The following is a 23,160-nucleotide window of genomic DNA, read 5'->3' on the forward strand; positions in this document are numbered from 1 at the left end:
TAATATTATTTATGAACCATTTTAATGGTTTGATTCAGAGTTATTTTAATTGCGTATTATTTAATTGAAAACCATTTTAACTGAGAGTTATTTATGTTTGATACCTTAACAGAACGTTTATCGTCGAGCCTACGTAACATCGTCGGTACTGGGCAGTTGACCGAAGACAATATCAAAGACACGCTACGTGAAGTGCGTATGGCGTTGTTAGAAGCCGATGTAGCACTACCTGTCACTCGTGATTTTGTAAAACGCGTAAAAGAACAAGCGCTTGGTGCTGAGGTGCTAAAAGAGTTAGCGCCAGGTCAAGCCTTTGTCAAAATCGTACACGACGAGCTGACCGAAATGATGGGCAGTGCAAATCAGCAGTTAGAGATGACAGGTAAACCGCCCGTTGTCTATTTGCTAGCAGGTTTGCAAGGTGCAGGTAAAACGACTACAGCTGGTAAGTTGGCCAAATATCTTCAAGAGCGCCAAAAGAAAAAAGTCATGCTAGTCTCTGCTGACGTTTATCGTCCAGCGGCTATCAAGCAGCTTGAGCAAGTAGCCGGTCAGGTGAATGCTAAGTTTGTGAACTCAAGCACGGATGAAAATCCAATCGATATCGCAAAACGTGCGATTGAAGAAGCCAAAATCCAGTATCAAGATATCTTGATTATTGATACGGCAGGTCGTCTACATATCGACGATACCATGATGGATGAGATTAAGGCGCTAACTGCTGCGGTTAACCCATCTGAGACGCTATTCGTCGTCGATGCAATGACTGGTCAAGATGCTGCCAATACCGCAAAAGCCTTTAATGATGCGTTGCCACTGACGGGTGTTATCTTAACCAAAACTGACGGTGATGCTCGCGGCGGTGCGGCGCTCTCTGTACGTGCTATCACCGGCAAGCCAATTAAGTTCTTGGGCCGCGGTGAAAAATTAGATGAGCTAGAGCTGTTCCACCCTGAGCGTATCGCGCAGCGTATCCTAGGTATGGGTGATGTACTGAGTCTGGTCGAAGAAGTTGAGCAGAAAATTGACCGTGATAAAGCCGAAAAAATGGCGAAAAAGATGCAAAAGGGCGGTGACTTCGACCTTGAGGATCTATTGACTCAGTTCCAGCAGATGAAGAGCATGGGCGGTATGGCAGGTTTCTTAGATAAGATGCCTGGTATGGGCGGCTCAGACATGCAAAAAGCCGTCGAAGATGCCAAACCAGAAGAAAAAGTACGTGAGATGGAAGCGTTGATCAACTCAATGACGCCATTTGAGCGCAAAAACCCCGATAAGATTAACCCAAGTCGTAAGCGCCGTATCGCTGCAGGTTCAGGCCGTGAGATTCAAGATGTTAACCGTTTGCTCAAGCAGCACAAGCAAATGGCAAAAATGATGAAAATGATCTCAAAGCCTGAAGGCATCAGTAAAATGATGAAGTCTATGCAAGGGCTCATGGGTGGCGGTAGTGCTGGCGGTGGCGGCGGTCCATTGTTTGGTGGCGGTCAGCAAGGTGGCGCTAAAGACGTGAATCCAGAACAAATGGCCAAGCAAATGGGACTGGATCCAAACAACATGCCGAGCACTGAAGAGATGCAAAAGCAAATGCAAGAAATGCAAAACCAAGCACCAAAGAAGTTCAAAACCCGCTTTTAGATAACGATTAGTTATTTTTAAGACGTTTGATAAAAGCCCCAAAGCCAATGAAGCTTTGGGGCTTTTATCGTTATCAGTTGCAGATAAACACTGATGGATAAAGTGTGAAAAATATAGAAATTAATAAAATTCGTGTACCCTAAATGCTATGATAGGCGCTGCTTCATTCTGTCAGTATTCTGATAGTACATGAATGATAGATCGTTATTAAAAATTATTAAAATCTGATAAATCAATTTAGAACGCCAAAAGTAAAAGCCGAGGTTGTGATGTTTTTAGCAATGGATACCGTGTTCGACCAGTGTTCGATCGCGATTTTAGATTCGAGCGGACAGGTACTGTCGAGCCATACCGAAACAGGTAAGCGTCAGCAGACTCAGCAGATTTTACCGATGATTGATGCTGCCTTGTCTGAGGCGCAGTTACGTCTTGCTGATATACAGGCTTTAATATTCAACCGTGGGCCAGGTGCATTTAGTGGTATCCGCATCAATACGGCAGTGGTACAGGCTCTGTCTGTAGCGCATGATTTGCCTTGTGTTGGCGTCTCAAGCCTACAAGCAATCGCACAATGTGCGTATCAGAAGTACGGGCTGACACACCTATACAGCGCACTTGATGCTCGTATGCAGCAAGTTTACTTTGGGCAGTATGAGTTGATAACCGATGACCAATTAGGTCATAACATTATGCAGCCAGTATTGGCTTATGGCAGTGATAGCACTGAGCAGCTATTAGATTATGATAGCCAAACAGTACTCAACCTGCCTATCGCGGGTAATGGCGCGCCGCTATTGGCAAGGCATGATCAGCAAATCTGCCATGAAGATGTGTGGCCAGATGCGGTTGTCATTGGGCAGCTTGGTATTGCCCAGTTTGCAAACGATGGTGGTACAGAAGCGTCGCAGGCATTGCCAAAATATCTACGTAATCAAGCTTGGAAAACACTTAAAGAGCAAGGCAAAGCATAGCTTTATAAATATGCTTTTTGCAGCCAGCTTTTTAGTGTTTAGCAAGCGCATACCCATATAAAATCAACGTTAATATAGGACAGCCAATCGGTCTGTTTTTAGGTCAGTTTTTTTTAGGCCAGTCTGTTTCTAGGAAAGTCACTGTGGATATAGTTTTATTCGTTCAAGCTGTCATCATGGGTATCGTTGAAGGTATCACTGAATTTTTACCCATCTCTAGTACGGGATATTTGATCTTATCAGCAGATGTGATGGGTTTCTGGACTAAAGAAAAAGTTGATTTATTTGTCGTGGTGGTACAGCTTGGCGCTATTTTGGCAGTGATTTATGACTATTGGGGTAGATTGTGGCAAGCGCTGATGGGTTTGCTGACTGGGAAAGCAGAGGGTATGACCAATCCTAGACAGCTGGGACTGAGTCTGATTGTCTCTACTATCCCTGTAATGATTGTTGGTTTTGCTTTTGCCGATGAAATCAAAGCTTATTTGTTTAATCCTATCGTCGTTGCCATTATGCTCATCATCGGCGGTCTACTGATATTTTACGTGGAAAAGCGTCCTAAAACGGTCATTGCAGAAGAAGCTGAAGATGTCAGCATAAAAACTGCGCTGATGATTGGACTATTTCAATGTTTAGCTCTTATACCAGGGACGTCACGCTCAGGTGCCACTATTATTGGCGCGCTGTGGTTAGGTGTCTCACGTAAGGCTTCTGCTGAGTTTTCTTTCTTTTTGGGTATTCCTGTCATTGTAGGCGCGGCACTGTTGGATTTACTCAAACATGGTGACGTACTGGCGAGCAGTGAAGACTGGCTAGTGCTAGGTATTGGAACCATCGTATCATTTATAGTAGCGCTACTTTGTATTCGCTTACTTGTGGCATGGGTAAGTCGCCGCGACTTTACTATTTTTGCTTGGCTGCGCATCATTACAGGTGTTATCGTGCTGGTCGCTGCTTGGGGCTTTGGTTATCAAATGGCTGGCTAGATTTAGACTGTAGTTTATAATGCCAATGATTTAACACGGCAGTAATTTATAGTGAAAATAAGCAGCAAATAGGATGATGGTTATGACCGATGTGCCCCAAACGTATGACGAGACAGGTGCTGTTGTACATTGTCAGTTATTCTACGTCAATGACAGCCAGCAAGCACAGGTTGAGAGTCTACAGGCATTGATAGCTGAGCATACATTACCAATCATTTTAGATATTAAAGTCGCTACAGAGAAATTAACTCAAAAGCGCCGTCAGCAATTGAGCCAAGCATCTACTCAGCCCATTCTATTATTAGATGATAAAGATAAGCTATCATGGCTAAGTGATGGGCTTAGTGTGGCACCTGAGTGGGACAAGTTGCAGCGCCGTGTAGTGAGTGCTGGCCGTAAGTCTGAGCTGCTATTACAAGCGGCCAAAATCACATCAGATAGTCACGTTATTGATGCAACCGCTGGCTTTGGGCATGATAGTTTGATATTGGCCAGTACTGGTGCCCAAGTCACTATGCTTGAACAACAGCCGTTGATGGCATTGCTGTTACTTGCAGAGCAGCAGCGTATGAGTGCGCTACCCAATTGGCAAAAGCTCATGAGCCGTCTACAGATTATTAACACTGATGCGCTCAGTTATTTTGCGAATCTAGAGGCTGGTACCGTAGCCGATAACGCTACCACAATCGATGTCGTCTATTTGGATCCGATGTTCCCAGAGGATAGCTATCAAGATAGTAAGACAGGTAAAGGGGCAAAAGTCGGTAAGCATATGCAGGCACTGCACCAATTGGCTCGCCCACCAACATCAGATGAAGAGCGACAACTACTAAGTAGTGCACAGGCCGTTGTCAAACAAAGTACGCAAGGTCAAGGTCGCGTGGTCGTAAAGCGTCCACAGTATGCACCGCTGCTTGCTGATGAGCCTGCTAGCGAAAGCTGGCACAATGAGGCCGTACGCTTTGATGGGTATTTTGTCTGATAGCTGCTTTTTGTGATAACGAATGTACGAGTGTAAATGTACGCAATTAATCAGCTTATGTGTTCAAAGTTAATGGATTTAGGAGCAAGGAATGTCAGCGTTAATCATTTGGGTTATGGGTGCAATTCTATTGTTGATTAATATCATGCTGCGTACTCGCATTCTTCGGCTTGAGGCACGGTTAAAAGAGCTGAGCAATCCACAAGAGCAACTGGCATTTTTACGTCAGCAAGCTAAACAAAAAGACAAAGTCCCAGCACTAAAAGCTTTGCGCAAGCAATATCCTGAGCTATCACTGATCGAAGCGAATAAATTATGGCCACAAATTCAGTAGCCAGACCATTAACTTAGTAATTAGTCTATTAAACCTCAGCAACCAACCCACTCAAAAATTAATTTAGTTGCTCTGAGTTAAATATATAAGCGCGCATAAAAAGTATTCAAACAATGATAATAAAAAGCCATGACATTTAAAGACAAGCTACAAGCATACATCCAACTAACCCGTTTTGATAAGCCAGTCGGCATTGAGCTGCTCTTATGGCCAACATTATGGGGCGTACTACTCGCTGCAATGGGTCAAGCGCAGCAGCAAGGAATGACAGCAGCGTTGCCAAGTATCAAAGTATTTGCGATATTTGCCCTTGGTGCAATATTTATGCGAGCGGCTGGTTGTGCGATCAATGACTTTGCGGATCGCAAAGTAGATGGTCATGTGACTCGTACTAAAGGCCGCCCGTTAGCAGATGGACGCTTATCTGGTAAAGAAGCCGTCGCTGCATTTTTAGTATTGGTGCTGTTAAGTGCCAGTCTGCTATTTTTCCTGCCTATAGCTGTATTTTACTGGTCGCTTGGTGCCGTTGTATTGGCGTTTGTTTATCCATTTATGAAACGCTATACCCATCTGCCGCAAGTATTTTTAGCAGCTGCTTTTGGATGGGCGATACCGATGTCTTATGTGGCGGTGCAGGGCGCTCCCGATATTTGGTGCTGGCTGCTATTCTTTGCTTATATGTGCTGGACGGTGGCTTATGATACGCAGTACGCGATGGCCGACCGTGAGGATGATCTCAAGATTGGCGTCAAATCAACAGCGATATTATTTGGCCGCTATGATGTGATTATTATCTCAATCCTACAAATGCTATTTTTGCTCATGATGGGCGCAGCTATGTGGCATTACTTTGCCCCAACAACGCTAGGCGTGACACCCGTATTCGGATTGGCGCTAGTTGCGATGATGTTTACCAAACAAAACAGCGCTTGTGCCAGTCGCAATCCTTTGGCTTGCTTTCAGGCATTCTTGGCCAATATCTGGGTAGGGCGCTATGTCTTTGCGCTCATCGCAATTACTTGCATATGGACGACGCTAAATGGATAAGTTCGATAAATTACCGAGGTTCAAATCAAAGAAACCGTCTGATACAAATGCCTCAGGCGTAGACTATCAAGCTAAACTTGCGGAGCATGGTCTGACGCGCGAACAAGTTATCGCAACTGAGCGTAAGTTGGCGAAGTTTGCCAATACCATGGATTCACTAGTACGAGTGCCTTTTACCAAGCAAGGAATGGGTGCGGATGCGGCGCTTTCGACCATTCCACTAGCAGGAGACTTGGCAGGATTGGCATTGACCAGTTATGCATTTATATTAGGACGTCAGTTAGGTGTGCCCGCTCATAAAATGACGCCAGCGGTTAGATTGGCACTTATTGATATGGTCGTTGGTATCGTACCTGGGATTGGTACGCTATTAGATATTTTTATTCGTCCTAGCCGTAAGACACTGGGTATCGTGCACGAGCATCTACATCATGAGTATGGTATTACCGAAACCATGCATATGGATCGACCGTTTTTGCACCAGTCATTAGAAGACAAGCAACAGCAAAGCCGCTTTGGGTTTTTTTGGCGCAATCCAATCGTTGCTTGGTTATATTTGCATATCCCTGATTTTCTTGGACTGCTGGTCATTGTATTTGTCGGCTGGGGGCTGTGGGCATTGATAAGCTGGTTGGTTGGGATGTTTGGGCAATCGACTGGATTTGGGTAAATATAATCACTTATCAGACAGCTCAGTAGAGACAAGTCAGTACATAGTAATACACAGAAACGAAAAAAGCGGCAACGATAATAACGTTTGCCGCCTTTTTTATGATTTTAAATAGGGCATTGAAACAAAGGCCGCCTCAGACTTTATTCAGTGATGACTTCTGCTTCAGCACTGACGGCATCAAAGCTAGTGACTTTATTGTTTCGGATAAGGTCGATAGTGCCGCCACCAGCATGACTGACGAGTTGGATACTACCGTCAGCTGATTGATAGGTAGGATTATTGCCTTGGCCTTCTGGTGCACTTAAGGTCATTTTTGGTTGATTGGGACGAGTAATGATAGCGTTGAGCATACCAGCTGCCGACGTCTCAAAGACTACGGACAAATTCTCACCTGCTGCACTCTTATAACGGACATCAGTGATTTGTGCGCCTTTAATAGCTTGTTCTGGATTAGGTTTTTCAGCGCTATCATTTGCAGTGAGCGTAGTATCACTAAGATCTTTATTTAACTCTGTTAAGCTCATATCACGTTCTGAATCAGTCTGCGCTACATTTTGAGCATCATCTGCATTGCTACCTTCGGCTGCATCAACGTTAATATTAGTCGTTACGGGCGTGGTTTGCGTTGAGGTCTCAGCTGGAGTTATATCAGTTGCTTCAGGTTCTGGATCTTTTTGACAAGCAGTAAGTAGCAACAGACTGAAGAAAATAGCAGGAGCCGTACGATAAAGCAGTTTAGATTTTCGTAAGTTTAGTACTTTTGAGAGAGAAGTATTCATAATCAGCTTTATCCCTTAATAGCGCTCTACGTAAATGGGGCAATTGGCAAGGGTCAACCTGCTATTTATTGACAGTATATTATTACGTATTTACCGTAATCACCAGCTTACGCTGTCCGCCATATTCTTGCAGGTTTCTATGCTCACATAAGTAAATACCTTGCCAGGTTCCCAGTCCTAACTCACCATCGACAAGCGGTATAGTCAAGCTTACTCCAAGCATTATGCTTTTGAGATGTGCTGGCAAGTCGTCTGAGCCTTCTAGGGTATGGCGATACTCTGGCTGATCTTCTGGTGCGATTTTATTGAGCCAATCCTCTGTATCTAGTCTGACATCTGGATCAGCATTTTCATTGATTGCAAGACTGGCTGACGTATGCAGCAAAAATAGATGAACCAACCCTACCTTGGCAGAGTGAGGTAGCAGCTGAGAAATAGCTTCTTCAACCTTCGGAGTAATGATATGAATGCCGCGCGCATAGGCGGGTAGAGTAAGGGTGGTTTGATAATAGCTCATGGGGTATATCTCATTATTAGAGTCGACATCAAACTAAGATATCATAAGACAGAATAAACCGTAGAGAGCATTGTTGTTATTTACACAAGAGTCATCTACTCTTAAACAAGTGGCGTTTGCAAACGTGTACGATTGGGTGATAAGCGTGCGAGCATCGTCTCTGACAGTGGTGCGAATGACCCTAGCATCATATCTGCTAATGCTTCAGCACAAATAGGTGCCAATGCATAACCTTTTGCGCCCATCGCATTCATCGTCCATATTCGCTGACTGTTTGCCAACTGTCCAACGATAGGATGGTAATCAGGCGTTTGGGTGCGAATGCCAGCTCGTCCCTGCCACAGACTCGTATCCGCCGGAATAATAGATGCCATTTCAGGAATGGCGGTAATTAGCTTATCACGACTAATTTGATGCTCTTCAGGACGTATGTCAGTATTTGTGTCATTGCGGATAAAACTCGCGCCGAGCAATAAATAGGGTCTATCAGCGACGACTGTATTTAACTCATTATCTCCAGTCTGCGCGTTGAACAGCGCACAGTAACCACTATATTTAAGCGGTATTTTAGGTAGCTTTATTAATTGCTCCGTCGAGGGCATAAACCAAGACAACTGCCCACGAATTTTACGACAGTCAAAAATACGCTGATCCAATTGATGACTTTCAAAAGCCGCGCAAATGACGACGTTATCAGTAGTTATAGTGGCAATGTTAAGGCTTTCATCAATACCTTCGATACGAACTTGCTGCTCAATCTCGTTGATTTTAGTCACTTCTAACTGCTGAAAGTGAATGAGCGGATGAGTCAGTATGATGTCTTTTAATGCTTGTGGGTTGACCAGACCAGACTGAGGTAAGTATAAATTATCTGATAAGTTCTGCTCTTTTAGACCACTAGTAATCTGTGCTTGCTCGTGCGATAGGGTGGTCGCCATCTCATCAGGATAGTCGGCAATTTGTTCTGTACCGATATTGGCTTTTATGAGTAAATCAAGGGCGCCAGTCAGTTCAAGTATCGGTGCTGTATGAAGCTGTACGGCTGTTTGATTAAGGTCTCGATATAGCCTGCTGCTATGGAGATAGCCTATGGTATGCAGATGCTCGTCAACATGGTGGATCGGCGTCATTTTGGGCGCAAGTAATGCTCTAGGATTGCCCGATGCACCTGCTAAGGGCGCTGATTTATCTAATAAAGTGACAGTAATACCACGATTGGCAAGCGACCAAGCTGTGAGCAACCCTGAGACACCTGCACCAATGACGACAGTGTGTTCAAATGTGCTATAAGTTGTTTCCTGCTTTGCATCGCGACCTTCATTAACACTATCAGTATCACCATTTTCTGCATTGGTAATAATGGCCGTTAGCATTTCTCGCTTTCGACCAAAACCTCTGACTTTTTTAATTTGAAAGCCATGTTGTTTTAGTCCGCGCTTGACGATACCTGCACAGCTATAAGTAGCGGCAGTCGTATGAGGGCGTGATAGGCGCTGCATTTGTGCAAAGATACTGTCAGCCCACAAGGTGCTGTTGCAAGAAGGCGCAAAACCATCTAAAAACCAAGCATCAATATAAGGTGTATGCTGGTTAGAATGGGCTAATGCCAGTTTGCTTAGACTTTCTGCAGCATCACCAAGCCACATATCGACGGTTAAGTTATCATGAGAAAAACTTAAACGATGACAGCCTGCAATTAGGGGCGGATATGCAGCCAAAAGTGGCTCAATAAATGCCATTAGCTCCGGTGCGCGCTGACCCCATAACGCAAGTATCTGCGTCAAATCCGCTAGCGGTATAGGGAACTTTTCAGTAGTAATAAAGTGCAGACGAGCCGTTGCTAATTGCGGATTGGTTTCACGTAATTGTCGCCACAATTGCCACGTCGCTAGTAGATTAAGCCCAGTTCCGAAGCCTAGCTCAGCAATCGTAAAGCATTGCTTTGGTGCCAGGTGTGCTAAACGTTCTGGTAACTGATTGTGCTCTAGAAACACGTGACGAGTCTCTGCCAAACCATCCGCATGAGAAAAGTACACATCCCCAAACTCACCTGATACTGGCACCATATTGCCAGTATCATCCGTTTGCCAGTCAATCTTGGCAGGCGTGATAACCTTTAAATGTTCAGGGTTTTGACGATTAGCGGTAGACATGAGGCACTTCTTAGGAATATCAGTAACGGTAGCTCAATGATCAGCTGTGACGGATCAATGATATCGACATTTGGTCAGACGCAGCGAAGGAGAGTAATGCAAGTCAGTGCTAGCACAGTATATGCTACCAGCGCTCACGACGGACAAATACTAACCACGAGACAAAAATACCGACTAATAGACTGATCAAAACGGTAAACGCACCGTATAGAAACAACTGTCCTTTACTTTCGTAAACCAAGACATTTACTTGAGTCTGTAAGTCGTTCACTTGACGCTGTAATTGTGCATTACGGCTGAGCAGTTCTTGATTGGCAGCTGACAATGCTTTAGTAGATGGTTGCAACTGTGCCGCCAAGGTATCATTGATATCTAGCGCTGAGTTTTTAGTTGGCAAAGCGCGCGCCGTTACTGGACCAGTCAAAGGCAGCACTGCTGTCGGATCGGTTGCATCGACAGCAGGTGTTATGGACGCCGCAGGTGCAGCCTGCACCGAAACGGCTGTCACTAACATGAGACCAATCAGGGCACTTTTATAGAAACGGGTAGGTGAAAAAAAGACTCTCTGGATCACGATGCAGCTACTTGATTATTACTGTCAGTTGGCGCTGGCAATGCTTGAACAAATGGTTTGATATCGACATGACTATACACGCCATCACGTAAGTAAGGCTCATCGTTTGCCCATGCTTGAGCCGCTTCGATAGAATCAAAATCTGCAATGATTAAGCTGCCTGACATATCGCTCTTGCCATGCTCGATAGGCGTTGGCCCCGCGATAACGAGACGACCCTGTTGATGCAGTGCTTTTAGGCGTTCAATATGTTCAGTACGAGTAATCAGACGTTGTGCACTGCTATTAGCCACGTCATGACCAATGATGGCAAATAAAGACATGAGACTTCCTTAGTGAATAATAAAAGAGTAATGATGAGCTTATATGGGCTTAATATAAACGTCATAGCAATAAAGTGATTGATGCTATGACAAGGCAACAGAACTATTTAGTGGCTTTGTCTGTTAGGGCAGGGTTAAGATGCTTTTTCAACACGGCAAATTGAGCCACGACAAACACCAGCATAATCGGAATCCAGCCATAGGTCTTAAAGTTGATCCAAGCTTCATCTGACATTGTGAACGCTGTGATATAATGTAATACAGCCATTAGGGCAAAAAACAGTGCCCAAGCAACGGTCAGCTTTTTCCAGCCGCTAAGCGTCAGGGTAAATACCTCTTTCATAGCAAGCTGCATCAATGGCTTATTAATAGCGGCACTGACGAATAGCGTCAACGCAAAAATACCATTGATAATGGGCGATTTCCAACGCAGATAAATATCATCACGCAGCAGTAATGTGCCGCCGCAGAATAAAATCGTTAATAATAAGACAACCCATTGCTGCTTATCAAACTTACCTTTTTGACGAATAAAATGAATGGCGTAAACGATAATAGTGGCGACGAGCAAAGCCCCTGCCGCGGCTAAAATACCGTTATAACGCGCCGCGATAAAAAAGGCAATTAAGGGAATAAAGTCTAATAATGCTTTCATAGCAAAGGGTATATCCAACAAAAACGTATGGGGTAGTTTACACGTCTACTGCACCAAAAAAAAGCAATCAACACGATAATCATGCGATATCCGCAACCTACAGAGTAATACTTTCTTATTGCGCCTGATGACCATGCCGCTGGCCAAATATAAACACGAATACAGCACCAATAACTGCTAAATCTACAGAATGAGCAAGACAAATCACAATACTCATAATAGTAATAATGACTAGTCTGCTCACTAGCTTTTATTCTACTCTTATTTTATTTAACACTTTAAGGCTCAGCTTATGAAAATCGACTTACATTGCCATAGTACTTGTTCAGATGGTACCTATGCACCGACCGAGGTCATACAGCGTGCCCATGCAGCGGGCATCAACGTATTGGCATTGACTGACCATGACACGTTGGCAGGAATTGACGAGGCAAGGGTCGCTGCCAGTGCCTGCGATATGCAAATTATTAATGGTGTTGAGATCAGTTGTGAACATACATTAAGCGGTGGTTACGGAAAGAATAAGTCTACCAATAAAATTATTCATGTACTTGGACTGGACTTTACTGATCGCGAAAAAATGCATGCAACGTTGCAGCAACTGCAAGACAGTCGAGCAACTCGTGGTCAGCGTATCGCCGAAAAATTGAGTGAATTATTAGATATTAATTATGATGAGCTATGGCAGGCAGTGCTCGATAAAGCAGGCGGCAACCCACAAGCAGTCGGCCGCGCCCATATTGGACAGGTATTGTTTGAGCGCGGTGAAGTCAAAACCGTTCAAAAAGCCTTTGATAAGTACCTAGCAGATAATAAACCTGCTTATGTAGCAATCGAGGCGCTGACGATGCAGCATGGTATCGAGCTGATTCATGCTTGCGGCGGCAAAGCGGTGCTCGCACATCCCACGCGATATCAACTATCAGCGACACGCGTGCGTAAACTGATTGAAGAGTTTGCGCAGCTTGGCGGAGATGCTTGTGAACTACCAGCCACTAGTGAGCCAATTAGTACCCGCAGAATGGTCGACCGTAGCATTGCTGAGCATGGTCTTGCGGCATCTATCGGTAGTGATTTTCACGGTAGCAACATGCCTTGGCGACGTTTGGGCGATGTTCCTACTTTAAATGATGATCAGCAAGGGGTTTGGGAGTCTTTTGCAACGCTTGCTTAATGAGTGAGATTTACCTTTTTACAGTTATTTCTAATAAGGTTACTTCTAGTAAGGTTACTTCCAATAGTGATAAGGCCTTATTTATCATGATGAGTAAGGCCAAAATAGCTACGTAAACATAATTACATTCATAGAGAAATTATTGGGAAATAAATGCGTAAAACAGATTGATAATTTAGGTATAAATTGCCACACTGAATAGACCTTAATCGTGGCTCACGGCTCGCTATTTTTTAACTCTATAAATTTGACTATCTGCGGTAGTGCATTATGGCTGTATATAAGTTCTATCTAGGCCACAGAGAGCTTTCTAAGGCTGTTTTTGAGTGGGATGCTGCTGATAGGACAGCTCTACTAACAGCATTTATGATGATGGAGGTTTTTTCACATTGGCTATGGTGCTTATTTGTATGGTATCGCCGCGATACTTATGGCGCTTACGTTGATATCAACCTGCTCTATCCAGTATGGACTAGCGTGTCTATAGTTGGTGTTTTCTTACTATGGATGTCCAGTCGTTTTTCACCAGTTAGAAGCGTCATTAGCAATCTGCACATATGGCAAGCTTTAATCATCACTATTTATAGTGTCTATATTACTTTTATTGTCGCCATACTAGGGCATAGTAGTCTGGTAACGGGTGTATCACTAGTAGGTGGTGCTATGCTAGGAATGATGCTCATTAACCGGAATTACGTTTGGCGAGCATTTATAGGGCAAATTATTGCGATCTTAGTAGTATCGCTGCTTCCTTATTTTGGTATTACGATACCCAATCTACGCCAACTTACGGCAACCACGCTTCCTCCTAGTATTCATAGTTATATGACTCATAGTGATATGACTATCATCAAAAATGAGGCGTTGACCTGGGAGGGTCTTAATCACCTGCGTCAATCTTCCAACCTTTTGTGGCGCTCTACTCATATTTATATGTCGCTACCAAAAGCTATTTTTATCATTTATATGTTTCGTATTTTGTTAGTGTCATTAGATGACAGTCGAAGAGAAACCTTACGACATGCCAATCAGGACGAGCTTACTCAGCTTAAAAATCGTCGCTACGGTTTGAAAAAAATGAAGTATGCTTTGGCTACTGTGCGAGAATATCAAGATTTAAGCGTCATGCTGTTAGATTTGGATTGGTTCAAACAGATCAACGATAATTATGGTCACGATGTAGGTGATCAGGTTCTGATTGAAGTCTCACAGACACTATCACAATCATTAACAGATAAGACTATCATCAGTCGCTACGGCGGCGAAGAGTTTTTAATTGTATTGCCAGATACGAAGCATGATAGCGCTATGATGATAGCCGAGCAACTACGACTGAATATCGCTGAACATGTCATGAAGATTGAAGGTCTGGCTGATTTTAATGTGACAGCAAGTTTTGGGCTATATACTTTAACTCATGAAGAACGAGCTTGTATTGTCCAAGGGTATGAAAAGATTACGCAGCAAAAGACCGTCGCTCGAACATCACCTCTTATCAAGCCAATTGCTACTCAGCGCGCGGAAAGCCAAATTGCCTCAATACAAAAGCTGCCTAGTGATATTTGCCAGCGTTTGATTAGTACAGCAGATAAAGCCTTGTATGAGGCTAAGCACCGTGGTCGCAATCAAGTTGTTAGCGCAAATGAGATGTGGGCTGAAAAAGAAGGCGGTAAGCAATCGCTTTATAAAAGTCGCTAGTCGTTCATAAACAGCCATACCGCTAACACTGTATAAGTATTATTAGTATGGCTGATATTCTATTGATTGGTCCAATTGAGGCTTCGATTTGATACAATCAAGACGCTAATTGCTGTACCAAGCTTGCGAGCACACTTGTGGCAAAGCTACCCGTAGTTAAAGTAAAGTTTAATACCAGTGTTTGATCGTCCGACCACTCCCAACTTAACGCCTCAATCGGTAGACGTAGCGCTCGTCTTTGCGCCTTAATATCGCGCTGCTCTAATCCAGTTGCTAGTTGCATGAGTAGGGGGCTGTGTTGTACTACCGTGGACTCTAAATCTGCAGCGCTACCAGTGACTTTATCGTTACCCGTGCCCCATAGCACGGCAGTTGGATGAATATCGCCACTGTCAATACGAGCATGCAACGTATCATCTAGTGCCTCACTAGTGAATATCGATCCTGAACCATCTAAATTAAACACCTCGCCTGCTAGGCCAGTGTTCCAGCTGCCATCACGCACTCGCGCTGCCAATATCTCATTAAATATTAAACTACGTGCAGCAGACAATTCCATCGTATTTTGCTCGCGCGGGGCACGTTTGCGTTTGCTCTTTTTTGGTTGCGGGCGAGGCTCTCGCGGTGGACGAGCAAACAGTGATAAAGCTTCTCTGACGTTGTTACCCTGACGGCCAAAACGCTGTGGACCAAAATAATTGGGTACACCGTTTTTGCCAATGCGCGTTAGATGCTGCTCGACGGCCTCTTTTGCAGATAGTAGTTGCTCGGGTAATGCGTCATTTTCGCCATTTTCGTCACTAGCGCTCGCAAACTGGATATCACGTAAAGTAATAACAAACTGATTGGCACGGTGCGTACCGCGATTGAGTTTTTTATTGTGCCAATGCTGCGCAAGGATAGTGACAGTCTCATTTTCACCGACATCTACTGGTGCAAACTCAGTAGGCGGTAATTGTTTTTTTGGTATACGCAAACTGAACCATTGGGTCGTCAACGCATGACGATCCTTTAACCCTGAGTAGCCGACGTCACGCAATGGAATGTCTGCCCACTCTGACAGTAGTTTCGCCAGATAAGCAGTATTCATGCCTGATTTTTCAATATGTAGCCATAAATGCTCACCTTCACCAGTGAAGTCTAACGGCAATAGCTCATTAACGATAAAATCAGTCGCATTGGCTTTATAAGTCGCTTGCTGTATCGGCTGCAAACTTGGCTGTGGCAAATTTGCAGTATCTGTAATAGTGGTAATATCAATATGAGCTAGGTCAATTTGCTCACTAGCTGTTCGTTCATTAGCGTTTTGAGCAACAGCTATTGGATCAAGAGTAGCAGCTTGGCTATCTAAACTATCTTGAGAAGTAATAGTTATTTCGTTTTGGTTGTCTTGAGAAGTCATAAGGTCGTCTTTTATTTTGTTTATTAATAATGATTAGAAGTAAAAAGAGTGCGGAAAACAAAGTCGCATAATTACGTTTTGCAACGCAGCAAACATACAAAAAAACATCGTGTGCGCGGCGCTCTTGCTACTATCAATGCATAGCATATTAAAAATAATAGGATAAGTTGAATTTGTCTGGTTGGTTACGGTCATTTTCAACCTGCTGTCATTAGACATCATTATAACTGTTAAGGAAGCATTATGACCGACGCAACGATCAACACAGTCACCATCAGTAAAGCGGATATTCCAAGCGGTGGCATGAAATCATATAAGCAAGAAGACGATAGTATCATTTTAATCACTCGCGATGACGATGAGTTCCGTGCATTCGATGGTAAGTGCCCACATGCGGGCGCAGATTTGGGTAATGGATTACGCTGTGGCAATCGGGTAGTTTGTCCTTGGCATCATGCAACTTTTGATAGTCGCGACGGCTCACTATTAGAGCCGATAGCGACAACGGGTTTGACCCAGTATGAGCTGACTCATGATGGTGATAATCTGACAATCGATACCTCAGCTCAGGTAACAGGGCAGGTCGAAAATGACAAATTGACTGACACTCATACCATTATCGTTGGTGGTGGCGGTGCAGGATTTATGACAGCCGACCAGTTGCGTCAGGGTGGTTATGGCGGCAAGATTACATTGATTAGTAAAGATGACAAAGCTCCTTACAACCGACCTTTATTATCCAAAGCGTTTTTAGCAGGCAAGATGGACGAGGAGAAGCTGCTATTGGGCGGTGCTAACTGGGCGGATAATAACAATATTGAGTTACGCCTCAATCAAACGGTTAACGAAGTGCTGCCTAATGAAGCGACCGTCGTCATAGTGGATAGTGATGGCAACAGCGAACGTCAAACTGCAGATTTCTTGGTCATCGCCACTGGTGCTAAACCAAACTTACCACCTATCAAAGGTGCTGAGATAGATGGCGTATATACGCTACGTAGCATGAATGATGCCAAACTAATTAAGACGGCCAGTCATGATCAGCGCGTAGTAATCATTGGTACAGGTTTCATCGGTATGGAGACCGCTTCAGCATTAGCGCAAGCAGGCACGACCGCTTCTATCACAGTGATTGGGCAAGGTAGCCGTGTGATGGGCAATATCATATCGGAAACAGTGAGTAATGCCTTAATTAAGTTGCATGAAGAGAAGGGCATCAATTTTGTGTTTGACGCAACCGTCAATGAAATTACTAAGGTTGACCGTCAAGTGGACAAGGATGGAGATAACAATAACCAAGCTTTTTCAAATGTAGGCGGTGTCACTCTAGCGAGTGGCGAGCATATTGACGCTGATATCGTGATATTGGGTACTGGCGTATCTCCACGTACAGAGATATTGCGCGAAGTTAACGATCCAGATGGTGTACAAGTCGATGCGCATCTACAGCTGCGTGATGGCGTCTATGCGCTAGGTGATATCGCTAAAGCTAGTAATCAAATGGGTCGCATACGTATTGAGCATTGGCGCGTGGCGCTGCAGCATGGCATGGTCACGGCAGCTGCGATATTAAATAATGACAGTGTTGACTCATTAGAGGCGCGTATTCCTTTCTTTTGGACCATGCAATATGGTAAAAGCCTACGCTATAGCGGTCATGCCGAGACACCAGATCACAATATCCTATTTGGTACGCCAGATACGCATGATTATATCGAATACTATTTTGATGATGAAGGTGAGGATACACGGGCTAGTGCGGCAAGTACGCTTGGACGTGATAAAGAGTTGGTCGCTTTCTCTGAGCTATTACGCCGTGGTCATGCACCGACACGCGCGCAGCTTAATGCAGGGTTTGATATTATTGAGCAAGCGCATGTATTATCGCGCTAGTACTATTAAGCAATAAGTATTAGTATTTAAGCTGGCTTAGTGACCTAAGTCAGTTTTTTTATATGAGTGAAAAAGGAAAAATTATAATATGAGCAGCAATATAAACACAGACCATTTTAATAAAGAGTCCGTATTTCTACGTGAAGCGACATTAGAGGATATTGGCGCACTTGAGCAGTTATTGAACTCCTGCTATCGCGAGACGGCAGGTTGGACCAATGAGGCCGATTTGATCGGTGGTATTCGAACCACATCAGCGGAGCTCGCTGCCGTGATTAATGATCCTAATCACTATTACTTTGTTTATCCAAAAACCACAACGGGCGATCGTGATGGAGACGAAACGGGTGAAATACTTGGCTGTATCGCTGTCGATATTAAAACTGATGCTGCCTCAAATAAGAAAGCCTATATCGGTATGTTTGCGGTACATCCTGTGCTACAAGGAAAGGGTGTTGGGAACGTGATACTACAAGCGGCCGAGACCTTTGCAGATCGCCACTTACAGTCACTGAATCAGCCGAGTCGTCTGACCATGTCTATCTTAAGTCATCGTCCTGAGCTTTTAGCTTACTATCAGCGCCGTGGTTATCAGTTCAATGGCAATAAAATGCCGTTTCCAAATGATGGTAATAATGGCGAGCCAAAGCGTGATGATTTAGAGCTATTAGAACTCGAAAAAGTCGTTAGCTAATCAAATTGGCTTAGTAAAAAACACTAAAAAACATTCTATCTCGCTCAACCCCAAAAATGTCCAAAAGTCATAAATAGACCGATACTCAGCAGTATAAATGCCACAATAATTAAGCGCTTGAACCAGTTAAATGCTGGCAAGCGCGTGGCATTATCATCCGACATTAGATAAGCGAACAAAAATAATAGGCTTGCTGCCAAGGTCATTATCCCAAGCCCAATCGGTAATATAAATAAGTACACCTGCCACACAGTCATCTCTCAACGGTCAGTATTAATCGCATCATAACAGCATCAGGATTGCGCTGTCAGTATGAACGTGACTTCACTTAGACTTTTTACAGCTATTCAAACAGAAGTGATTTGATTATAGAAAAATAATATTAAATAAAAATAGGCAAATATCGAGAAATAAGTTGGTTTCTAAGATATAATTCTATATAGTTCTAGTAACTTTATAGACACATTAAGAACGAGGGGATTAGTGGTAAAAAATCAGCGAAAACCTTACTTACATATTCATATAGATGTTACATATCAAATGGCTATTACTGATAATTGAGGTACTTGCAAAACCATTTTTAAGGTTTATCAAGCGAGTGACGAGTTGGTTTTGACTATTGAAACTGAGGTATGTCTCTATAATTTATTCGTAATAAAGTTATTGAAATATATTAAACAAAACTATCCTTATTCCTAGAGAGATAACATGCTAAAAAGAATGGCTTTTCTAACGGTTACATCAATACTATTTGCTGGTTGTGCTTCTGTACCCACTGAAAATGTTGAAGTATCTAATGTAATCAAGCAAGTTAAAGCACCAAGTACAGATAATGCTGGTCTATATATTTACCGTAGCAATAGTGTGGTGGGTGCGGCTTTGAAGAAAGATATCTGGGTAGATGATGAGTGTATTGGAGAGACTGCGCGTGGAACATTCTTTTACCATGAGGTGCTAGGAAATAAAGAGCATAAAGTTTCAACAGAATCTGAGTTCTCACCAAATGATTTAATGGTAATGACTGAAACAGGTCAAAACTACTTCGTCAAACAGTATATTAAGCCTGGTCTTTTTGTCGGTGGTGCTGGTTTGAAGTTAGTACCTGAAAGTGAGGGCAAAGAAGCGATAGCTGACCTTGAGCTCGGTATTAAAGGCAATTGTAGTAAATAGCTAATTTTATCATCCGAGTGGTTCGTAGCATTAACGACATTTAGATATTAACTCACTGAAAAATAGGCTGAGATTAGACTGAACACGAAAAAGAGGATGCTTTATAAGCACCCTCTTTTTCGTGTTCAGTCTGCGTAACTAACGCATCGTCACAAACTCTTCTGAACCAGTTGGATGGATGGCAACCGTATTGTCAAAATCAGCCTTAGTCGCACCCATTTTGATCGCGACGGCAAATCCTTGAATCATCTCATCGACGCCAAAGCCAATGCCATGCAGGCCAATGACTTTTTCATCATCGCCCAAGCATACTAGCTTCATGGTACATTTTTGACGATGTTGAGTGACCGCGCTATACATATCGGTAAAGCTTGAGGTATAACATTTGATGTTTTCTTTGCCGTAGCGTTCTACCGCGTCGATTTCAGACAGGCCAATCGTACCAATAGCCGGATGGGTAAAAATCACGGTCGGTATCAATGTATAGTCTAGATGTTCATTAGGCTTATTATTAAACAAACGCTCTGATAAGCGGCGACCAGCAGCAATCGCTACGGGTGTTAGATCTACGCTGTTTTCGATAATATCACCGACTGCATAAATACCATCGACATTGGTGTTTTGGAATTTATCGACTTTAATTTTACCCGTCTCGGTTGTCTCGACCCCTGTCACTTGCAGGTTGATACCATCAGTCGATGGCGCACGACCAATCGCCCAAATCAAGCAGTCGACAGTGTCGATACAGTCTTCACCGCCATCGTTGGTGGTCAAATCAAGGCTGTCATCGTCATTTTTATTGACTTCATTGATCACCGTGTTGGTGTGTAATGTGATGCCAGCTTGTTCCATTTCTATCAGCAAAGTCTCTACGATAGTATGGTCAAACGTACGTAGTGGCGAGTGTTTGCGCACATACAAATGCACTTCGGCACCCAGACTGTTTAACACGCCTGCGATCTCGACAGCGATATAGCCTGCACCCACAATTGCCACGCGTTTTGGCAAATGATTCAACGCAAAAAAGCCGTCAGAGTCGATGCCGTATTCTGCGCCTTTGATATCTGGCTGAATAGGATGACCGCCCGTAGCAATCAAAATATGGTCAGCGGTAATCAGCTCGCCATTTACTTCTACGGTATTGGTATCGACAAATTTGGCAAAGCCTTTGATCACTTCGACGCCGTTTTTAGCCAAGTTATTGTCATAAGCGCGGTGAATGTTTTCGATATATTGTTGACGGCTCTGTACCAGCTTTTGGAAGTCAAAACCTTTTAACTCAACATCAAAACCATAGTCTGGCGCATACTTATGGATGGCTTCAGCCACTTGTGCGCCATACCACATGACCTTTTTGGGAACACAGCCCAAATTCACACAAGTGCCACCCAATTGATTGGCTTCGATAATGGCGCATTTTTTGCCATAGCTTGCTGCACGGTTGAGTGAGGCGATGCCGCCGCTACCGCCGCCAATAGAGATATAGTCATAGTGTTTGGTCATAATACGGTCTCTTTATTAAGTTGTTATTGGTGCTGTTTCTGACTCTACTGTAATGGGTCTTATCATCCATCTTACAAGTTTTTTATGGTTAGTGTATGTTGAATCGCTTGACTACAAATGGTATTTAATTAAGAAAAGCCCAACATCTAGATATTTAAATCTACCTATAACCACTTATACAATAGGACGACGTCTATAAAATAATAGTCCCGGAATAGACAAGCCAAGTACCAATCCTGAGGTCACAAATAACGCTTCGAACAAATACACCATCATTTGGCTAAATAACTCGTCTGAAAAACCAAAGTAACCAATCTGTACCATGCTGACCATCGCCTTATAAGCAGCGATACCGGGCATCATACAGATGACGCTAGGCGAGATAAGCGCTTTGGGCGGCAGAGTATATTTCTTAGAAAAATACACACCCAAAAAGCTAGCAAGCATCGCCCCAAAAAAGCTAGCAACCACGATATGGATGTGTTGATAAACGAGTGCTGTCTTTAGTCCAAAGCCAAATGCAGTCATCAGTAAACAAGGCAAGATATAGCGTTTGGGTACGCTAAACATTAGCGTCCAACCGAGGGTAATAATGCAAGACAGTACGACAGTTTTAATAAACCACATCTTAAAACCCCCAGTGCTGTATGCGAAGTAAAACCAGCGCCATTACGATACCGACACACGCGGATAAGGTGAGCATATAGGTAAAGACCGCACGCCCAACACCAATATTGACATAGCCTTTGAGGATATCTGAGAAAGAGTTAATCAAAGGAAAACTTGGCACTAGCAGTAAAACGCTGGAGGCAACGGCGATATCAGCATTGTTACCAATATCAAAATAATAGGTCGTCGCCCCAATGAGCGAGGCAATAAAAGCAGTCACGATGACAGTGATAAAGGGATTGAAATGATGCTTGGATAGATAAATACGGGTAAGCATCGCCACCATACCCGCGATGAAAGTCACCGCCGTAATTGACCAACTACCGCCATTCAAATAAGCAAATGCGGCACAAGATGCGCCAACAAATATACTTACGAGCCATGTTGGATATACGGTCTTATCCAACTCATCAAAGGCAAGGGTCGTGCGGTCAATTAAATCGGTACTATCGACAGTGGCTTCAGTCTTATTGACGATTTGCTGAATTTGTACCAACAGATTGACATTAATACTCTGATTAATCGTGTCTCTAGTAGTGGTGATACAGCGCTCGTCACAGATAGTCGTCAGGGTGATAGCATTAAAGTTCAGCGAACATTCGACGCTGTTCATTCCCAAGGCAAGACCCAAACGTTTGGACAAGTCCACCACCACGGCAGACTCAGCGCCATACTGCATAAGGAGTAATCCGCAGCGCACGCATAGTCGAGTAATACGCTGCTGCTTTACGTAGCTGATAGAGGTCATGGGTGAGATACGCAGGTTGGTTGGTATTGATACGCTATTATAAAGGGTCTGAATGGTGATGCGCAGCCATTATCGGATATTATGTTTGATGCTACTATTATAAAGCGTAAACCCCTATCGCAAGGAGCATAAAATGCACATCGCTATTTTGACTTTGACGTTTGCATTGCCCGGTTGTGGCTCGCTAAAAGAGAAACGCCACCGTATGGGCGGCTTGCATGCGCGCTTTGGTAATACGCCAAGTGTCGCAGTATGTGAGAGCGGTGAGCGGGATCGGCATGATGCCAGCGAGTGGACGTTTGTGATTGTCGGGCTGTCTAAACGTGAGGTCGAGTCGCAGTGTAGTCAGATTGAGGAGAAGCTAGAACGTACGGTAGATGCACGGGTCATGAATGTGGAGAGGGAGTTTGTTTAGGTTGGGGCGTCTTTGTAGATAGCAAATCTAGCTTTCTGAGCTATGCTGAAGAAACCGTACAACTAAACTTGGTAAACTAAGCGTATTAACTGGAGTTTACCATGACCAAGAAAGTAAGAACCTACAGTGACGAATTTAAAGCAGAAGCCGTTAAGAAGATAG

Annotated in this window: 24 protein-coding genes; 13 read left to right on the plus strand and 11 right to left on the minus strand. The window is 43.7% G+C overall.

Annotated elements, in window-relative coordinates; all coding sequences use genetic code 11:
• The first annotated feature begins 93 nt into the window (after positions 1 to 93).
• From ffh to JMX91_RS09490, 7 genes are all read left to right on the plus strand, one after another.
• Positions 94 to 1,638 (plus strand): signal recognition particle protein, encoded by a 1,545-nt coding sequence (gene ffh, locus JMX91_RS09460; RefSeq protein WP_057761369.1) that lies wholly within the window; start codon positions 94 to 96, stop codon positions 1,636 to 1,638.
• A gap of 269 nt (positions 1,639 to 1,907) precedes the next feature.
• Entirely contained in the window at positions 1,908 to 2,609 is a 702-nt protein-coding gene (tsaB, locus tag JMX91_RS09465; RefSeq protein WP_201548828.1) for a tRNA (adenosine(37)-N6)-threonylcarbamoyltransferase complex dimerization subunit type 1 TsaB, read from the plus strand.
• A 143-nt stretch (positions 2,610 to 2,752) separates the two neighbouring features.
• Entirely contained in the window at positions 2,753 to 3,595 is an 843-nt protein-coding gene (locus JMX91_RS09470) for an undecaprenyl-diphosphate phosphatase (protein ID WP_201548797.1), read from the plus strand.
• 82 nt (positions 3,596 to 3,677) lie between these two features.
• Positions 3,678 to 4,577 carry a class I SAM-dependent methyltransferase gene (locus tag JMX91_RS09475; RefSeq protein WP_201548799.1) on the plus strand — a complete coding sequence of 300 codons (900 nt, stop codon included), beginning with the start codon at positions 3,678 to 3,680 and terminating at the stop codon, positions 4,575 to 4,577.
• 91 nt (positions 4,578 to 4,668) lie between these two features.
• Complete coding sequence (locus JMX91_RS09480) at positions 4,669 to 4,911, plus strand: hypothetical protein (RefSeq protein WP_201548801.1); 243 nt, start codon at positions 4,669 to 4,671, stop codon at positions 4,909 to 4,911.
• Positions 4,912 to 5,040: 129 nt separating this feature from the next.
• On the plus strand, positions 5,041 to 5,958 hold the full coding sequence (ubiA, locus tag JMX91_RS09485; protein ID WP_201548803.1) for a 4-hydroxybenzoate octaprenyltransferase: 918 nt from the start codon (positions 5,041 to 5,043) through the stop codon (positions 5,956 to 5,958).
• Positions 5,951 to 6,628 carry a DUF4112 domain-containing protein gene (locus tag JMX91_RS09490; protein WP_201548805.1) on the plus strand — a complete coding sequence of 226 codons (678 nt, stop codon included), beginning with the start codon at positions 5,951 to 5,953 and terminating at the stop codon, positions 6,626 to 6,628. The genes ubiA and JMX91_RS09490 overlap by 8 nt, the downstream gene beginning before the upstream one ends.
• A gap of 143 nt (positions 6,629 to 6,771) precedes the next feature.
• On the opposite strand, the gene JMX91_RS09495 is transcribed toward JMX91_RS09490, so the two are convergent.
• The 6 genes from JMX91_RS09495 to ispZ form a co-directional block, all read right to left on the minus strand.
• A complete protein-coding gene (locus JMX91_RS09495; RefSeq protein WP_160022277.1) occupies positions 6,772 to 7,410 on the minus strand; it encodes a hypothetical protein in 639 nt (212 codons plus the stop codon).
• Positions 7,411 to 7,492: 82 nt separating this feature from the next.
• A complete protein-coding gene (locus tag JMX91_RS09500) occupies positions 7,493 to 7,927 on the minus strand; it encodes a secondary thiamine-phosphate synthase enzyme YjbQ (protein WP_201548807.1) in 435 nt (144 codons plus the stop codon).
• Between the two features lie 101 nt (positions 7,928 to 8,028).
• The gene (mnmD, locus tag JMX91_RS09505; RefSeq protein ID WP_201548809.1) at positions 8,029 to 10,080 is read right to left on the minus strand and encodes a tRNA (5-methylaminomethyl-2-thiouridine)(34)-methyltransferase MnmD; all 2,052 of its coding nucleotides are present in this window, start codon (positions 10,078 to 10,080) and stop codon (positions 8,029 to 8,031) included.
• 124 nt (positions 10,081 to 10,204) lie between these two features.
• The gene (locus JMX91_RS09510) at positions 10,205 to 10,594 is read right to left on the minus strand and encodes a hypothetical protein (RefSeq protein WP_227679357.1); all 390 of its coding nucleotides are present in this window, start codon (positions 10,592 to 10,594) and stop codon (positions 10,205 to 10,207) included.
• Positions 10,595 to 10,650: 56 nt separating this feature from the next.
• Positions 10,651 to 10,977, minus strand: a complete 327-nt coding sequence (locus JMX91_RS09515) for a YciI family protein (protein WP_102092803.1) — start codon at positions 10,975 to 10,977, stop codon at positions 10,651 to 10,653.
• Between the two features lie 103 nt (positions 10,978 to 11,080).
• On the minus strand, positions 11,081 to 11,632 hold the full coding sequence (gene ispZ / locus JMX91_RS09520; protein ID WP_101205812.1) for a septation protein IspZ: 552 nt from the start codon (positions 11,630 to 11,632) through the stop codon (positions 11,081 to 11,083).
• A 292-nt stretch (positions 11,633 to 11,924) separates the two neighbouring features.
• Between ispZ and JMX91_RS09525 the strand changes: the two genes are divergently transcribed.
• Together JMX91_RS09525 and JMX91_RS09530 are read left to right on the plus strand one after the other, a co-directional pair.
• Complete coding sequence (locus JMX91_RS09525) at positions 11,925 to 12,806, plus strand: PHP domain-containing protein (protein WP_201548811.1); 882 nt, start codon at positions 11,925 to 11,927, stop codon at positions 12,804 to 12,806.
• Between the two features lie 270 nt (positions 12,807 to 13,076).
• The gene (locus JMX91_RS09530; protein ID WP_227679358.1) at positions 13,077 to 14,504 is read left to right on the plus strand and encodes a sensor domain-containing diguanylate cyclase; all 1,428 of its coding nucleotides are present in this window, start codon (positions 13,077 to 13,079) and stop codon (positions 14,502 to 14,504) included.
• Positions 14,505 to 14,601: 97 nt separating this feature from the next.
• Here JMX91_RS09530 and truD read toward each other — a convergent pair whose 3' ends face one another.
• Positions 14,602 to 15,906 (minus strand): tRNA pseudouridine(13) synthase TruD, encoded by a 1,305-nt coding sequence (gene truD / locus JMX91_RS09535; protein WP_201548813.1) that lies wholly within the window; start codon positions 15,904 to 15,906, stop codon positions 14,602 to 14,604.
• 243 nt (positions 15,907 to 16,149) lie between these two features.
• Here truD and JMX91_RS09540 point away from each other — a divergent pair, with 243 nt between their 5' ends.
• A complete protein-coding gene (locus JMX91_RS09540) occupies positions 16,150 to 17,799 on the plus strand; it encodes an FAD-dependent oxidoreductase (protein ID WP_227679359.1) in 1,650 nt (549 codons plus the stop codon).
• 88 nt (positions 17,800 to 17,887) lie between these two features.
• Positions 17,888 to 18,493, plus strand: coding sequence for a GNAT family N-acetyltransferase (locus JMX91_RS09545; RefSeq protein WP_201548815.1), 606 nt, complete (start codon positions 17,888 to 17,890; stop codon positions 18,491 to 18,493).
• A gap of 44 nt (positions 18,494 to 18,537) precedes the next feature.
• On the opposite strand, the gene JMX91_RS09550 is transcribed toward JMX91_RS09545, so the two are convergent.
• Positions 18,538 to 18,693, minus strand: a complete 156-nt coding sequence (locus JMX91_RS09550) for a hypothetical protein (protein WP_227679361.1) — start codon at positions 18,691 to 18,693, stop codon at positions 18,538 to 18,540.
• 508 nt (positions 18,694 to 19,201) lie between these two features.
• On the opposite strand from JMX91_RS09550, the gene JMX91_RS09555 reads away from it, so the two are divergent.
• Positions 19,202 to 19,663: a DUF2846 domain-containing protein gene (locus tag JMX91_RS09555; RefSeq protein ID WP_201548817.1), complete on the plus strand. Its 462-nt coding sequence runs from the start codon at positions 19,202 to 19,204 to the stop codon at positions 19,661 to 19,663.
• Positions 19,664 to 19,801: 138 nt separating this feature from the next.
• On the opposite strand, the gene gorA is transcribed toward JMX91_RS09555, so the two are convergent.
• From gorA to JMX91_RS09570, 3 genes are all read right to left on the minus strand, one after another.
• Positions 19,802 to 21,166: a glutathione-disulfide reductase gene (gene gorA / locus JMX91_RS09560; protein ID WP_201548819.1), complete on the minus strand. Its 1,365-nt coding sequence runs from the start codon at positions 21,164 to 21,166 to the stop codon at positions 19,802 to 19,804.
• A gap of 174 nt (positions 21,167 to 21,340) precedes the next feature.
• Positions 21,341 to 21,793, minus strand: a complete 453-nt coding sequence (locus tag JMX91_RS09565; protein WP_160022269.1) for a threonine/serine exporter family protein — start codon at positions 21,791 to 21,793, stop codon at positions 21,341 to 21,343.
• A gap of 1 nt (position 21,794) precedes the next feature.
• Entirely contained in the window at positions 21,795 to 22,583 is a 789-nt protein-coding gene (locus JMX91_RS09570; RefSeq protein ID WP_201548821.1) for a threonine/serine ThrE exporter family protein, read from the minus strand.
• A gap of 133 nt (positions 22,584 to 22,716) precedes the next feature.
• On the opposite strand from JMX91_RS09570, the gene JMX91_RS09575 reads away from it, so the two are divergent.
• Complete coding sequence (locus JMX91_RS09575; RefSeq protein ID WP_201548823.1) at positions 22,717 to 22,998, plus strand: DUF503 domain-containing protein; 282 nt, start codon at positions 22,717 to 22,719, stop codon at positions 22,996 to 22,998.
• The last annotated feature ends 162 nt before the right edge of the window (positions 22,999 to 23,160 follow it).

The sequence above is a fragment of the Psychrobacter sp. Pi2-1 genome, assembly GCF_904846645.1.
Taxonomy (GTDB): Bacteria; Pseudomonadota; Gammaproteobacteria; order Pseudomonadales; family Moraxellaceae; genus Psychrobacter.